We start from the raw sequence: 13453 nt of genomic DNA on the forward strand, positions 1-13453 counted from the left end.
TCCTATAGTATGAGCTACTGTATCAATATTGATTGCCTGCGTCCGCAAAATTCTGACATCTCTCATTTTTGTAATAGTTGTGGTCAGGAATTGTTACTCAAACAGCGATATCGCCCACTCGCTCTCATTGGACGTGGTGGCTTTGGCAGAACATTTTTAGCTATTGATGAACATCTCCCAGGTCAACCCAAATGTGCGATCAAACAGCTATGTTTCCAAGAGGAAAATACTGAGGTTTGGCACAAAGCAGTCAAACTATTTCACCAAGAAGCCCTTCGTCTCAATGAACTAGAACACTCTCAAATACCCAAATTACTAGCGCACTTTGAACAAAATCAAAAGTTTTATATCGTCGAGGAATTAGTAGATGGACAAACACTTGCCCAGGAATTACAACAACAAGGCGTTTTTAAAGAACCGCAAATTTGGGAGATATTAAAAAGTTTATTGATCACACTGCAATTTATCCATTCCCGACAAGTAATCCACCGAGATATTAAACCGGAAAATATTATGCGCCGTTCGGTTCGAGGAGACTTGGTTTTAATAGATTTCGGAATTGCTAAATTAGCCACTAATACGAGGCAACTTCGTACAGGCACAATAGTAGGTAGTCCAGAATATATTGCTCCCGAACAATTGCGAGGAAAGGCATTACCAGCCAGCGATCTTTACAGCTTGGGTGTAACATGTATTTACTTACTCACCGCTATTTCTCCCTTTGATTTGTTCGATATTGCTAACGATCGCTGGGTATGGCAGGAATATTTACCAGCAGGCAATACTGTTAGCATTCGCCTCTGTGAAATCTTAGATAAACTTTTAAAAAATGCCGTTTCGCAACGCTTCCAATCTGCAACAGAAGCGTTGCAGACACTGGAACAACAACCAAAAAAATTGCTAAATATTTCTAATTACCAGACATTAAGTACTATTGATTACACGCATTTGCATGATTTATTAGCAAAAAGAAAATGGCAATTAGCAGATCGAGAAACTTGGGATCTGATGTGTCAGGCACTAGCAAAGCCTAGAGGTAGCTATATATTTAGTAGTAATATTGATAAATTTACCTGTGAAGATTTACAGACCATTGACCATTTATGGGTGAATTACAGTCATGGACGCTTTGGTTTTAGCGTGCAAACACTTATTTACAAAAACGTGAGTGGAGACTATGGAATTTTTTGTAATCAAGTTGGTTGGCATGTATACAATTATAGTTATGCCAACTCGGAATTAAATTTTAGTCTCAAAGCACCAATCGGTCATTTACCATCACGCATTTGCATTGGTGGTTCTCAACCGTGGCGATACCCCAATGCTTTAGCTGTAAAACTAGCAGCCTGTGGTATTAGTTAGTTTTGTTGAAAATTACTATTAGGACTAGTATTTGATTTTTTAGGCTATTGTTTATCAACTTTTTCAGTATTACCTGCTTTTACCCAACCTTCTTGTTGGCTATCTTCCAAACGGATTTTCTGCCAGGATTTATCGTCGTTTTCTTCTAAAACAATAATTTTTTGATTAAAACCAACGCCACCAATTTTTTCAGCTTCTTGATTTGGTTGCGATCGCAAACTCAAGCCTTCACGCCAACTAACACGCCCTCGGTAAGCTCCCGATGGCAATGGTTTTGGTGATGGGGTAGCCTTTGGTGATTCTGTGGGAGCGGAGGTTGGAGACGATTGAGTTTGAGTCCCAGGTGTAAGGGCGGGCTTACCTCCTCCAGGCTGAGTTGTTTTTGGAGCTTTGGCTTTCACCGAGGGGCTATCGTTGGAAAAAATGGGTTTGGCAGGGGCTATACCAGTGCGATTCATGAAATAGAGTGCAACTGCACCGCCGCCACCTATTAGCACAGCGATCGCTAATAAAAAGCCAAGTATAAATTTTGTTAAGCCAGACAACATAGTTAAAACGTGATTATCAAGATTTAAGTGGCGTTCAAGGTGAGCCAGTCAAGTGCGTATTTCCCCCGTTGAGGAGCCACCCGCGTGCAGAGGTTTCCACCTTTGATAGGAGTGGGGTTGAACTGGCTTTCAATAACTCATTATTGTAGCTACTACTGAATAGACTTCTCCAGAAATTAAATATGCGTTATCCAGAACCCTTGTAGAGAGGTAGCACTGCTACGTCTCTACATTCATTTTTCATTCCTATGTCTAATGCGTTCACGTAGTGCGCCGGAGGCGATCGCTCAAAGGATTGTGTTTCGATGCTAAACGCGCTCTCCCCGCAGCAGCCCATTCTTGGAGTTGCTGAATTTGCTCTACAGCAGTTCGCGCCAAGGGGATGATCTGACTGGCTGCTTCTAAAATGTCGTCGGTAGCAAAGTCGCGGTTTTGGCTAAATCCAATATGCATCGCTTCAATTAAAGTTTGCTCAATCTCTGCCCCAGAAAAATCAGGCGTTTCGTATGCTAGCCTATCGATGTCATAACTTTTCAAGTTATGGGGGCGCAATCGGGATAAATGAACATCATAAATTGCTTTTCTCTCTTCTTGGGTGGGCAAACCCACAAAGAAAATTTCATCAAATCGCCCCTTACGAAGCATTTCCGGCGGTAAGGCTTGGATGTCGTTAGCGGTGGCGACGACAAACACGGGTGAGGTTTTTTCGGCTAGCCAGTTAATAAAAGTGCCAAACACACGGCTGGCTGTTCCGGCATCACCTTTGCTACCAACTCCGGCAAAGGCTTTATCTATTTCATCAATCCACAAAATACAAGGAGCGAGGGCTTCAGCTACTTGGATCATTTGGCGAGTCCGAGATTCTGATTCACCCACTAAACCACCAAATAACCTTCCTACATCCAGGCGTAGCAAGGGTAAATGCCAGTGATGAGCGATCGCTTTTGCGGTTAACGATTTACCAGTTCCCTGAATACCCACCAACATTAAACCACGGGGGTGCGGTAATCCGTACTGTCGCGCCTTATCAGTAAACGAGCCTCCCCGACGAATCAGCCAGTCTTTCAAGTTATCGAGTCCGCCAATATCAGAAATTTGCTCAGTGGCGGGGTAGAAGTCCAGGATTTGGGTTTGGCGGATAGTTTGGCGCTTTTCTTCCAAAACGAGATCCACGTCTTCTGGTTGCAATTCTCCGTGGGTAGCGATCGCCTTTGCTAAAACCCGGCGAATCCGTTCCATCGAAAGTCCTTGACAAGAGCGCACCAAGTCATCTAAAACTTTGCCAGAAAGGGAATTACCAGTACTTTGTAGCAAGCGATCTATCTCAGTTTTAATTTCTGGGGCGGCGGGTAAAGGGAACTCGACGACTGTCAGCGCTTCCGTTAAGTCGTCAGGAATGGCGATGCGGGGCGACAATAGGACAATATTTTTTGGTTGCGATTTGAGGAGTCTGGACAGATTGCGGAGTTTGCGGGCGATCGCAACATCATCTAAAAAGCGATGATAATCTCGGAAAATCAATACCGCAGGTGCCGAAGCTGGTAATTTTTCGATAAATTCTAAAGCTTGCAACGGGTTACGTCGCCCAAACCCAGCATCATTGGGGTTTCCCTGGTAGCCATCGACAAAATCCCAAGTATAGACTGGGCGATTACCCTGGTTGGTTGCTTCTTCCCGGATAGCTGCTTCTACCCGCTCCTCTTCATAGGTGGGAATATAAATTAAGGGGTAGCGGGCGCGTAGCAGCAGTTTAAACTCTTCACGAAAGTTCATATATAGCTGTGGTTATTAGTTATTCTCTCATTGTTCAGCGAAATATTAGGCGAATAGAATTCACTGCTACACAAACAAAGTCCACACTTCGACCCTTCTCTACGAGACGCTACGCGAACGACAAAGCTCAGGGCAACGCAAGCTCAGTGACCGCCTCCGTGGACTAACGAAAAATCAAGATTTTTATAATACACTTAGACGTAAACATTTCTGAATTACCTTTTTCGTTCATATCTCGGCTCAATGCCTATTTGCATCAGGTATTTGAGTTTTGATTAAGGCATAATTATGGGGAAAGTGAATCTAGTATCGCTGTCTATGAATCTTCAAAGAGTCACAAGTTTGAATAGGCTGTCTCTTCATGTTCTGGTTGAACAGGCATCCGAGGGGCATTTTATCGCATCAGTGCCAGAGTTGCCTGATTGTGTAGCCGAAGCTGAAACCCGTTCGGATGCGATCGCGGCTGTACAAGAGCAAGTTAGAGTTAGACTGGCAAATATTGAGGTACTGACGCTAGAAGTTGCAAATAATCCTTGGACAGATTTTATTGGGATGTTTGAAGGAGATGATGAGTTTGCAACTCTTGCTCAGGAACTCCGTACTGAGCGCGAATTAGATATAAATAGCACTGTATGAGCCTTTGGGTGTTAGATACAGATCATGTGTCGCTTCTATTAGAGCGACATCCATTCGTGAGCCGTCGGGTGTCAGAGGTGGGAGCAGAGGTAGCGATTTCTATTGTGACGGTTCAGGAATTGTTTAATGGTTGGGTGGTGAGAATCAATAGTGCGCGAAAAGTTGAGGATGTTGTGCGACTGTATGGAAAGTTGAGCCGGACAGTTGCTCTATTTGGACGGGTGAGGGTGTTGGATTTTGATGATTTTGCTGCTTGTACGTTTGTGCGATTGCGATTAGAAAATCCCACGTTATCGAAACAGCGATTACAGAAGGATATGCGAATTGCGGCAATTGCCTTGGTGAATGATGCAGTTGTAGTGACGCGAAACTATCGAGATTTTTCTCAAGTACCTTCTTTAAAGATTGAGGATTGGTCACGACAGGATGGATGATCATTGTTGACACAGCACCAAAGGGTACAGCAACGGTGGTGAGTAAATAAAATATCATCTATATAGATAACAGCCGCTTTTTAACGGAGATTATACCTGTATTTGGTCAAAATGCTGCAAGCATAAGCAGGTTTTATCAGCCAACGAAAGAATAGGGGTTGTAGCGTTCGTGGTGTTGGGCTGAGTTAATATATAACTCATCTGAGGGCTTAAATATTACTATATTGATTAGCCCTATTTCTGATATAGCAAAAAGTTTACTGGGTAATATACAGGATGACAGTATTTCTTTAAAAATTAGTGGTTTGAATATAACACAACAAGATAAAACTATTAGCTATCTTGAAAAATACGCAAATTCTATATTTTTTCAGATTGATTTGGTTTTAGGGTTGCCTTTAACTGTTCAACGTATTCAAACTCAAGAAGAAAATATTTTACAACACGATGCTCAAACTACTTTAAATATTAAGTACCCAGTATGCCAGTATGATAAGGAAGCTCTGTCCCTTTATTGGTATGCCCGAAGTGCTAATGAAATGCCTTTGTTACAGTACCTAGCCTACTATCAGGTAATAGAGTTTTATTTCTCCACTTATTCACAAATCAAAGCTACACGCACAATTCAAAATTTAATGAAAACGCCTGGATTTAACATTTATAACGATAACGATATAATAAAAGTGCTAAGTATAGCGAAATCCAGTTTTGGTAGAGGTTTTATAACTGAAATTTCCCAATTAGAAGCAACACTCAAGGAATGTATTCAAATCTCATTACTTAAAGAATTTTTTGAAAAAAATGAAAGACTCAAATCTTTTTTAACAACAAAAAAGGATAAAATGTTGGATTTAGAGCCATTGGCTTTAAATGATAATGATGAAATGTTAATAAACAGCATAGCAAAACGAATCTATGATGTTAGATGTAGAATAGTCCACACTAAAAATGAGAATGATTTTGACAATGCAAAATCGATATATCCTTTTACTAAAGAAGCTAATTTACTAAACTGCGAAATTGAACTAATCCATTACCTTGCAAAGCGAGTTTTAATAGCTAGTAGTAGTGAGTTTCAGTTGTAAGAGTGAAAAGGGTATGGGGTGAAATGAGCAGTGATACCGAAAGTTACGCTAAGGAATTGATGATCTGCTCTCAATACTGCGATCGCCAGGAATAAAACTGTACAGATTGAAGTCTCTGAAATTTAGGAGATTCAAAGCCTTGCTAGATTGTTTAGTATTTATAACTAAATATGAAAACCTTTATTTAGATTTTAGACTAAAGCACCAATTAAGTATGTCATATATACCTAGTACAAAAATCACAAATATATATACTATAAATAATGGTCGCACCATGAAATATAAAGGAATACCGCCCATTACCAAACGATAAAAAGAAAAACGTTTAAGAAATCTCTGGTTACAGTGACCTGGGGACGTTGCAGGGCTATCTAGAGGTCACGCTAGAGCAGAAGCGAAAAGCTGTTTCTGTGATTGGGTTTTAGATTTAGTAAGGTAGAATGTATATACTCAAGTAAGGAATCCTTACATTTGATAGCAAAGGCTAGGAGGCAAGTCATGCTCGCCAAGTTAACTTCTAAAAATCAACTAACGCTGCCTAAAAGTATTACTCGTGAAATCGGTGAGGCTGAGTATTTTGAGGTAAAGGTGGAGGGAGGGCAAATTATTCTGACTCCTGTAAAAATTCAGCGGGCTGATGCGGTTCGATCTAAGCTGGCGGATTTAGGACTGAGTGAGCAGGATGTGGCTGATGCAGTGGCTTGGGCGCGTCAATCGTAATGGCTTGTCCACGGGTGGTAATTGATACTAATATCATCATCTCGGCGCTGATATTTGGGGGCAGAGTATCTAGGCTTCGTTTGGCATGGCAGGACGATCTCTTCACTCCGCTGGTTTCTAAAGCGACAACAACTGAGTTAATCCGAGTGCTGGCTTATCCAAAGTTTAAGCTCACGCCAACTGAGCAAGAAGATTTACTATCGGATTACATACTCTTTTGTGAAGCTGTAGCTATGCCCGGCCGCTTGCCTGTAATTCCTGAATGTCGTGATCCGTTTGATGTGCCTTTTTTACTTTTGGCTGTGGTCAGTGAGGCTGATTATCTCGTGACGGGCGATCGCGATTTACTCAGTCTAAAAGATAATTTTTCTTGCCCGATTATCACGGCTGAAGATTTTCTAAATGTTATTGATGGTCAGTCACCCTAATTTTTCCGGTGATGCCTTGTAAAAGTGGTATTTGTTGCCATAAGTTTTCCCACTGCTTACAGAAGTCATCTACATCACAGAATATTTGTGTAATGTCGAGCCGAGATACAATAGTAGTCATAAACTTTCCGATCGCATCTTACAAGCCTCATATATTTACCACCCATGCTGTCTCTGTCGAGTTAATATTCTCAAAAGCGATGCCTAGGGCGGTAAACTACGCACGGGCGGGAAATCACAGAATTTGAGCCATCAGCAATAAGCTATTAGCCCGAAAGTTGCTTTTTCAGTGCTTTCAGAGAAGCCCAACGGTTATCAACTGGAGTTTCAGGACTATCAGAACTATCAACACTACTACTTACAGGAATACCTGGACAATTGCGATCGCACAGCTGACGCTGGGGTATTGCCAAGCACATCTGCTCATACAGCCATTCGTTGGGATAAAAATAACCATCGGGCGGTAGGGTTTCAAGCAAATCTTCCATAACTACTTCCCTTTCTAAAGGCAAGTCATTTAGCTGATTTGCAGTTTCGTCTAACCAGATGATTTCTTTAGTATCAAGCCCTAAACGGCGATTGTATTGCTGCAAGCAGCGGTTGCAGGTACAAGTAATAATTGTTTCTGCCTGACTGGACACTTCCAAGTAATTGCCATGATGCTGCACGCGCACATGACCGCGAACTGGTGTCAACGTTTCCAGACCAGGCAGAAATTCGTTAACTTGAACTTCCTCTGTCCGCTCCGGGGCTTGAGTTAGCTGCGGAATATAAATTGCGTCCATAGGATTTGTGAGACATCCTCACTAAAATTAATGGTCATTATCAGCAATTTTACTGATATTACATCTTTAGTTTATCTCTTAACAACAAGAGAAATTTTGAAATTATATGGTTATGAGTTTTCAATTAACTCCTAACTTTGCCAATTTTAGATTTTCAATTGAAGGAAAAATCTAAAATCTAAAATCCTTGCATTGAATGGCTTCTAACTCGTAACTCCTTCCAACGAAACTGGACGCACAACCAAATGACGATGCGGCTCTTTACCGCGACTGAATGTTTCCAAATCTCCAAATTCCTTCAAGAAGGTATGAACTTGACGCCGTTCAGCAGAACTGAGGGATTTTATTTCCACTTCTCTACCAGAAAAGCGCACTTCATCAGCTGCTGCTTCTGCTAATGCGCGAATTTCGGCTTCTCTTTTGACCCGGTAGCCATTCAACTCAATGGTATAAGAGGCTTGTTCCTCTGGGGGTTGGCTTAGGTTAAGAACCGAATTTGCTAGATACTGAATCGCATCTAGCACAGAACCATCAGCACCAATTAATACCTGAATTTGTTCTGACGTAAAGTTGGTTTGGTCAATTGTCAACCAGTAGTTATCTGGTTCTGGGGAATCGCCGTCTTGAGATTGGGCAGTTTCTAAATGACCTTGAATCTCAGCAGGTATCCCCGTGAGTTCCAGCAGTGTTTTTAACCATTGCTGACCTCGCTGCATCGGAATGTTGCTCATGATCCCCCTGCCGCCTTTTTCTTACCACTTTTCGGTTCAAAGGGCAATGCCTTTTGTTCTGTAACTGCTACTTCTTTCTCCTGGGTTTCTACGATTTTTTGCAGTTCTTCTGGTAGGGGTTCGCGGGAGAGAAAATAAGTTTGTGCGGTTTGAAAAATATTACCAATCACCATATACATCAGCACCCCAGCTGGTAAGGGGAAGAACAAAAACATTCCAGAAAAGATGACTGGGGTGATTTTGTTAACTGTATCCTGCTGTGGATTGCCACCACTGGAATTTTGCCCAGAAAGCATTTGGCTAACATAAAGGCTGATTCCAAAAAAGACAATCATGGCCACAATATCCCAGTGGATTGTGCCATCTGGATCATTTGCGCCAACCCTACCTAAAGCATCAATGAATAAAAAACCTTTGTCTGCTGCTAGTCCAGGAATAGTTCCTTGAATGGTAACTTCTCCTGGTTGCAAGGCTTCTACATTGCCTTGGGCATCAATTTTTATCCTATCTTCACCTTTGGTAACTTTCCAATCAGGAATCAGCTTATTTTCTGGGTGTTCTGCTAAGAGCACCTGAAATGGTTTGCCATCAACGGTCTGATATTGTATCTTGGTTTGTTCTCCCACCGCTAGTTTGTTACCACTGGGAAGGATTGCAGCTACTTTAACGTGTTCACCATCCGCAACGTAAATATTTTGAGGAGCAGTGGCAAAGGCTTGCGGTTGAATTTGTTCGATTTGTTCTGCAGGAAAGATTTGCAGGTTAACGCTGTAGTTTGCACCTGCAAAAGGCGAACCCCGCAAAGTGGCGAACAGCGCTAATAAGACTGGCATTTGCACTAGTAATGGAAAACAGCCTGCCAAGGGGTTGCCAAATTCTTTTTGGACATTGACCATTTCCTCGTTCTGCTTTTGCTGATCATCCTTATAGCGCTCTTTGATTTCTGCCATCCGCTTTTGCATTAGAGGTTGTACAATTCGCATTTTCCGCATGTTGCGAATTGAGCCAGCACTCAGGGGATAGAGCGCAAAGCGGACTATCAGTGTCAAAGCAACGATCGCTAATCCGTAGCTAGGCACAATACCATAGAAAAAATCTATGATTGGCAGCATCACGTTGTTCGAGAGAAAGCCGATACCAAAATCCATTATTCTGAATTCAACCTGAGGTACTGTAAACTGAATCTAATTTATCTAAATCATAATTTGTCGGCGACTATCTTTCGCTACGGATAGCCGCACATTCAAATGGGGCAAGCAGGGCAAACAGGGCATTGGTTCTTCTCCCCCTGCTTCTCCTGCTTGGATCAATTATTGGCAGCGCCGCTATATTCGGGATTTTTCGCAGCAATTCTTTCGTTGATGTAGTCATAGACTTCCCGAAACTTGGGAATAGCACGCAATTCGAGACGACTGCCGTTTTTTAGGGTTATCGCCATATCTCCCCAAAAGCCAATGCCACGGGGAACTTTGACGATTTTGACAATTTCTGAGTAAATTACGTCAGTGCGATCGCGCCCTTGCCAACCTCCGATTACGGTAATTCGGCGATCGGTGATCCGGAAACGCAGCCACAATGCCCTGACAATTGCCCCGACTGTTAATGGTATGCCGACAATGGTTAGCCCAATCAGCAGGTTGATAATTAAATCCCCAAGATGGGGGCCACCTTCATAATAAACGTCTTCACGAATTCCCATCGAACACCTCAGCTTGTGCCAACAACTGCTCTAATTCTTGCAGAAATTGTGGGCTTACGCACTTAGATTCTGCTGCTGTGGGTTTGACAATCACCACTAGCCGCCATCCTGGTGATAATTTCGGTAGCAAGTTGTGTAAAGCAGCTGTAATTTGCCGTTTGATTCGGTTGCGAACCACTGCCCTTTTGCTGACTTTTGTGCTTATGGAAATGCCAATCCGCGTGCTGGCAACATGTGCTGAGTCAGTTGCTGGTGTTGTCTGGGTGGCAGTGTCCAAACAAGGTTTTGTTGAACATAACGGCTTTAAGGCTCTCAATGTTAAATAAGAGCCATGACGCCGAATTCCTTCCCGGAAAACTGCCTGGAAATCCTTGCGGGATTTTAGCCGATTTGCTTTGGGCAAAGCCACAGATGCTCTTTTAGCTTGATGTGCCCTAAACGCTCAGACGGTGACGTCCCTTTCTTCTCCTGGCACTAATCACGTTTCTGCCGTCTGGTGTCCGCATTCTGGCGCGAAAACCAGAGGTTCTTTTTCTCTTACGGCTAGTGCCGCCCAGTGTTCTTTTCATACTAGTCTCCTCTTAGGTGATTTTTATAAAAACTCACAATCTCTAATTTTATCACTTTATTAGGGAATTGCGAATTGCGCCAAACAGTTCCTATTTTCCTCTTTTGGGAGTGCTCAGTAAAGAAGTCAGATTTCCCACTTAGCACTCCCCACTCTTAATTGATGCTCAAAATCCATGTTCCCATGTAGCGTAGTAGTGGCACATCGCCAGGGGAGAGAACTTGACAGTTAAAATAGTAAACTCCGCCGAAGGCTGGGTTTTGTACGTTAGATAAGACTAACTCAACTGGGCTAGCTGCTGGCACCGGCTCTTGGGGAAAAATATTAATCAGCTTACCTTCTTTGTCCCACTTCACCTCAGAAAGCGGAACTGCTTTGCCTTTGACTCGGACTTCAATATTTTTGGGGTCAAAAGTTCCTTTGTAATAATCAGGGTAGTTAATGGAAAATTGACCAACTGCCAATTTCATTTTTTTGGCTGGAATCCTCAATATGTATCGATCCCAACCATTAGCTTGTCCACCAAAATCTAACCTAAAGGGCAGCTGATTTTCGCCTTTGATGCCGCTAAACAGCGTCAATCCAGGTAAGCTTTGCGCCCAAGTCAGGGCTGGTAATCCAGCAACCAAAAGACTAGTCACGGCTAAAGCAGAAAGTAAACGTCGCATAATTGGGCTTCCTCTACCAAAATGTAAATCTGTTATCTAAAAAAAATAACTGTGTGTTAGTATTCTTTACTAAACTTTACTACTGACTTCCTAACAATGGACGTTTAATAACAACAAAAAGTGCCATCTTCCCTGAGCTTTGGGCGACGGCAGTATTGCTTAGTATTAAATAATACATACATTATATTTAGTTCATTACCCTTGTAGAGTCCTGATTTGATTACTAAGTTGGTCAAATTTGAACTAGATAGAAACACCGTTAGGATTAGATTGTGTTTCCAAATATGTATAAGTGTATCTAAATTTGAGAATTTTGTTATAAAAATTGAGGCGCGTCATCAGCGATCGCTAGTTAACTTGGGCTAAATTGATTAAAAGTAAGTTGGAATCAAAGTCGTAATCATTAAAATTTGATTGGGAAATTATAAAGCTTTCAAAATCTGGTCAATATTACTCTATAAGAAAGGAATACCAAAATTTCTCAATCCCGAAAACAAGCTGAAGATAAAGATGCAAAATTTGGGAATCAATTTAGGATGTGCAATACGTAACCCTGTTTGCAACTATCTGAAAATATGACATCTGCGAGCGGTAAAGTGAAGCTTTGGCTGGAGAGCTAAAACTGCCAGAGGAAAGATTCAAGGTTCAATCTAGTAGTAAAATTCATGGCTGATGTTCCTGCCTAAGTACTATGAGCGAGGGACACCCCTTATCTGGGCAATCGCTTACTTAGCAGAGATTAGGTATTTATCTTCAGGAGATTTCATGAGAATAGCAGTTGCTAAAGAAATTGAAGTTTGTGAACGTCGTGTGGCATTAATTCCTGACACCGTTGCGCGATTGGTAAAACAAGGTTTGGAAGTGTGGGTAGAAACAGGTGCGGGAGAAGGAGCTTTTTTCAGCGATTCTGCCTATGAAGCAGTAGGAGCCACAATTATCAGCGATACTGCCAAATTATGGGGCGAAACAGATATTCTGCTCAAAGTCAGCCCACCGCAAGAACGAGAAGATGGACGCTCAGAAATTGACTTGTTAAAGGAAGGTGCTGTTTTAATCAGTTTCCTCAATCCCTTGGGAAATCCGGTTATAGCAGAGCAACTGGCAAATCGGAAAATCACAGCCTTGAGTATGGAAATGATTCCCCGTAGCACCAGGGCGCAAAGTATGGATGCTTTGTCCTCGCAAGCTTCATTAGCAGGTTACAAAGCGGTGTTAATTGCCGCAGCTGCATTACCGAAATATTTCCCGATGTTAACCACAGCCGCAGGTACGATCGCTCCAGCGAAAGTATTTATTATGGGCGCTGGTGTAGCCGGATTGCAAGCGATCGCTACCGCTAGACGCTTGGGAGCAGTCGTAGAAGCCTTTGATATTCGTCCCGCCGTTAAAGAAGAAGTGCAAAGCTTAGGGGCAAAATTCGTTGAAGTCAAATTAGACGAAGAAACAGTCGCTGCTGGCGGTTACGCCAAGGAAATCTCTGAAGCTAGTAAACAACGTACCCAAGAAGTTGTCGCCGAACACATCAAAAATTCTGATGTGGTGATTACCACCGCTCAAGTGCCTGGGAGACAAGCACCACGGCTAGTTACAGAAGAAATGGTGGCACAAATGAAACCCGGTTCAGTGATTGTAGATTTGGCTGCTGAACAGGGTGGTAACTGCGCCTGCACCGAACCCGGCAAAGATATTGTGTGGAACGGTGTGACAATTATCGGCCCCATCAATCTCCCATCATCGATGCCAATTCACGCCAGCCAATTGTATGCCAAGAACGTAACTTCATTGATGCAACTGCTAATTAAAGACAAAGCTTTGCAGGTAGACTTTGGCGACGACATCGTTGATGCAGCTTGCGTTACTCACGCAGGTGAAATTCGCAATCAACGAGTGCGGGATGCGCTACAAGCTTTGAGCGGAGTTGGAGCAGGTTAGTAGGGGCATAACATGTTCATAAGTGTCAACTTAGAGCCAGGGCGAATGGAATTCGCGGCTACACAAACCAAGCCCACCTCCGTG

At 42.6% G+C, this 13453-nt stretch carries 16 protein-coding genes and 1 pseudogene; 7 read left to right on the plus strand and 10 right to left on the minus strand.

The features are described 5' to 3' along the window. Positions 1–9 precede the first annotated feature (9 nt). Entirely contained in the window at positions 10–1362 is a 1353-nt protein-coding gene (locus HWQ23_RS09720; protein WP_292827004.1) for a serine/threonine-protein kinase, read from the plus strand. Between the two features lie 44 nt (positions 1363–1406). Here the strand turns inward: HWQ23_RS09720 and HWQ23_RS09725 are convergent, their stop codons facing one another. Further along, a complete protein-coding gene (locus tag HWQ23_RS09725) occupies positions 1407–1910 on the minus strand; it encodes an SH3 domain-containing protein (protein ID WP_292827007.1) in 504 nt (167 codons plus the stop codon). Between the two features lie 261 nt (positions 1911–2171). Further along, positions 2172–3683, minus strand: a complete 1512-nt coding sequence (locus HWQ23_RS09730) for an AAA family ATPase (protein WP_292827010.1) — start codon at positions 3681–3683, stop codon at positions 2172–2174. A gap of 342 nt (positions 3684–4025) precedes the next feature. Between HWQ23_RS09730 and HWQ23_RS09735 the strand changes: the two genes are divergently transcribed. From HWQ23_RS09735 to HWQ23_RS09755, 5 genes are all read left to right on the plus strand, one after another. Continuing rightward, positions 4026–4319, plus strand: a complete 294-nt coding sequence (locus HWQ23_RS09735) for a type II toxin-antitoxin system HicB family antitoxin (protein ID WP_257236113.1) — start codon at positions 4026–4028, stop codon at positions 4317–4319. Further along, the gene (locus HWQ23_RS09740) at positions 4316–4753 is read left to right on the plus strand and encodes a type II toxin-antitoxin system VapC family toxin (protein ID WP_292827013.1); all 438 of its coding nucleotides are present in this window, start codon (positions 4316–4318) and stop codon (positions 4751–4753) included. Before HWQ23_RS09735 ends, HWQ23_RS09740 begins: the two co-directional genes overlap by 4 nt. Before the next feature lie 224 nt (positions 4754–4977). Beyond that, the gene (locus HWQ23_RS09745; protein WP_292827016.1) at positions 4978–5838 is read left to right on the plus strand and encodes a hypothetical protein; all 861 of its coding nucleotides are present in this window, start codon (positions 4978–4980) and stop codon (positions 5836–5838) included. A gap of 498 nt (positions 5839–6336) precedes the next feature. Then, positions 6337–6558 carry an AbrB/MazE/SpoVT family DNA-binding domain-containing protein gene (locus tag HWQ23_RS09750; protein WP_029637898.1) on the plus strand — a complete coding sequence of 74 codons (222 nt, stop codon included), beginning with the start codon at positions 6337–6339 and terminating at the stop codon, positions 6556–6558. Then, positions 6558–6986, plus strand: a complete 429-nt coding sequence (locus tag HWQ23_RS09755) for a putative toxin-antitoxin system toxin component, PIN family (protein WP_414515286.1) — start codon at positions 6558–6560, stop codon at positions 6984–6986. The genes HWQ23_RS09750 and HWQ23_RS09755 overlap by 1 nt, the downstream gene beginning before the upstream one ends. Here the strand turns inward: HWQ23_RS09755 and HWQ23_RS09760 are convergent. From HWQ23_RS09760 to HWQ23_RS09795, 8 genes and pseudogenes are all read right to left on the minus strand, one after another. Further along, positions 6976–7107, minus strand: a pseudogene (locus tag HWQ23_RS09760) (IS982 family transposase); the annotation flags it as partial. The gene HWQ23_RS09755 and the pseudogene HWQ23_RS09760 sit on opposite strands and share 11 nt — an antisense overlap. Before the next feature lie 145 nt (positions 7108–7252). Continuing rightward, positions 7253–7771 carry a YceD family protein gene (locus tag HWQ23_RS09765; RefSeq protein ID WP_292827028.1) on the minus strand — a complete coding sequence of 173 codons (519 nt, stop codon included), beginning with the start codon at positions 7769–7771 and terminating at the stop codon, positions 7253–7255. 203 nt (positions 7772–7974) lie between these two features. Further along, positions 7975–8502: a Jag family protein gene (locus HWQ23_RS09770; protein ID WP_292827031.1), complete on the minus strand. Its 528-nt coding sequence runs from the start codon at positions 8500–8502 to the stop codon at positions 7975–7977. Further along, on the minus strand, positions 8499–9650 hold the full coding sequence (yidC, locus tag HWQ23_RS09775; RefSeq protein ID WP_292827034.1) for a membrane protein insertase YidC: 1152 nt from the start codon (positions 9648–9650) through the stop codon (positions 8499–8501). Before yidC ends, HWQ23_RS09770 begins: the two co-directional genes overlap by 4 nt. A 158-nt stretch (positions 9651–9808) precedes the next feature. Continuing rightward, the gene (locus HWQ23_RS09780; RefSeq protein WP_292827037.1) at positions 9809–10201 is read right to left on the minus strand and encodes a PH domain-containing protein; all 393 of its coding nucleotides are present in this window, start codon (positions 10199–10201) and stop codon (positions 9809–9811) included. Continuing rightward, a complete protein-coding gene (gene rnpA, locus HWQ23_RS09785) occupies positions 10188–10610 on the minus strand; it encodes a ribonuclease P protein component (protein ID WP_292827040.1) in 423 nt (140 codons plus the stop codon). Before rnpA ends, HWQ23_RS09780 begins: the two co-directional genes overlap by 14 nt. 25 nt (positions 10611–10635) lie before the next feature. After that, entirely contained in the window at positions 10636–10770 is a 135-nt protein-coding gene (gene rpmH, locus HWQ23_RS09790; RefSeq protein WP_094327629.1) for a 50S ribosomal protein L34, read from the minus strand. Between the two features lie 154 nt (positions 10771–10924). Continuing rightward, positions 10925–11437 (minus strand): DUF2808 domain-containing protein, encoded by a 513-nt coding sequence (locus HWQ23_RS09795; protein WP_292827043.1) that lies wholly within the window; start codon positions 11435–11437, stop codon positions 10925–10927. Positions 11438–12202: 765 nt separating this feature from the next. On the opposite strand from HWQ23_RS09795, the gene HWQ23_RS09800 reads away from it, so the two are divergent. Next, a complete protein-coding gene (locus HWQ23_RS09800; RefSeq protein WP_292827046.1) occupies positions 12203–13369 on the plus strand; it encodes a Re/Si-specific NAD(P)(+) transhydrogenase subunit alpha in 1167 nt (388 codons plus the stop codon). Positions 13370–13453: the final 84 nt, after the last annotated feature.

It is taken from the genome of Nostoc sp. JL33 (assembly GCF_017114985.1).
GTDB lineage: Bacteria > Cyanobacteriota > Cyanobacteriia > Cyanobacteriales > Nostocaceae > Nostoc.

Bases quoted from the DNA above. Each gene is read 5' to 3' on its own strand.
- HWQ23_RS09720 (WP_292827004.1), top strand. From the start codon at position 10: ATGAGCTACTGTATCAATATTGATTGCCTGCGTCCGCAAAATTCTGAC.
- HWQ23_RS09725 (WP_292827007.1), bottom strand. From the start codon at position 1,910: ATGTTGTCTGGCTTAACAAAATTTATACTTGGCTTTTTATTAGCGATC.
- HWQ23_RS09730 (WP_292827010.1), bottom strand. From the start codon at position 3,683: ATGAACTTTCGTGAAGAGTTTAAACTGCTGCTACGCGCCCGCTACCCC.
- HWQ23_RS09740 (WP_292827013.1), top strand. From the start codon at position 4,316: ATGAGCCTTTGGGTGTTAGATACAGATCATGTGTCGCTTCTATTAGAG.
- HWQ23_RS09750 (WP_029637898.1), top strand. From the start codon at position 6,337: ATGCTCGCCAAGTTAACTTCTAAAAATCAACTAACGCTGCCTAAAAGT.
- HWQ23_RS09755 (WP_414515286.1), top strand. From the start codon at position 6,558: ATGGCTTGTCCACGGGTGGTAATTGATACTAATATCATCATCTCGGCG.
- HWQ23_RS09765 (WP_292827028.1), bottom strand. From the start codon at position 7,771: ATGGACGCAATTTATATTCCGCAGCTAACTCAAGCCCCGGAGCGGACA.
- HWQ23_RS09770 (WP_292827031.1), bottom strand. From the start codon at position 8,502: ATGAGCAACATTCCGATGCAGCGAGGTCAGCAATGGTTAAAAACACTG.
- yidC (WP_292827034.1), bottom strand. From the start codon at position 9,650: ATGGATTTTGGTATCGGCTTTCTCTCGAACAACGTGATGCTGCCAATC.
- HWQ23_RS09780 (WP_292827037.1), bottom strand. From the start codon at position 10,201: ATGGGAATTCGTGAAGACGTTTATTATGAAGGTGGCCCCCATCTTGGG.
- rpmH (WP_094327629.1), bottom strand. From the start codon at position 10,770: ATGAAAAGAACACTGGGCGGCACTAGCCGTAAGAGAAAAAGAACCTCT.
- HWQ23_RS09795 (WP_292827043.1), bottom strand. From the start codon at position 11,437: ATGCGACGTTTACTTTCTGCTTTAGCCGTGACTAGTCTTTTGGTTGCT.
- HWQ23_RS09800 (WP_292827046.1), top strand. From the start codon at position 12,203: ATGAGAATAGCAGTTGCTAAAGAAATTGAAGTTTGTGAACGTCGTGTG.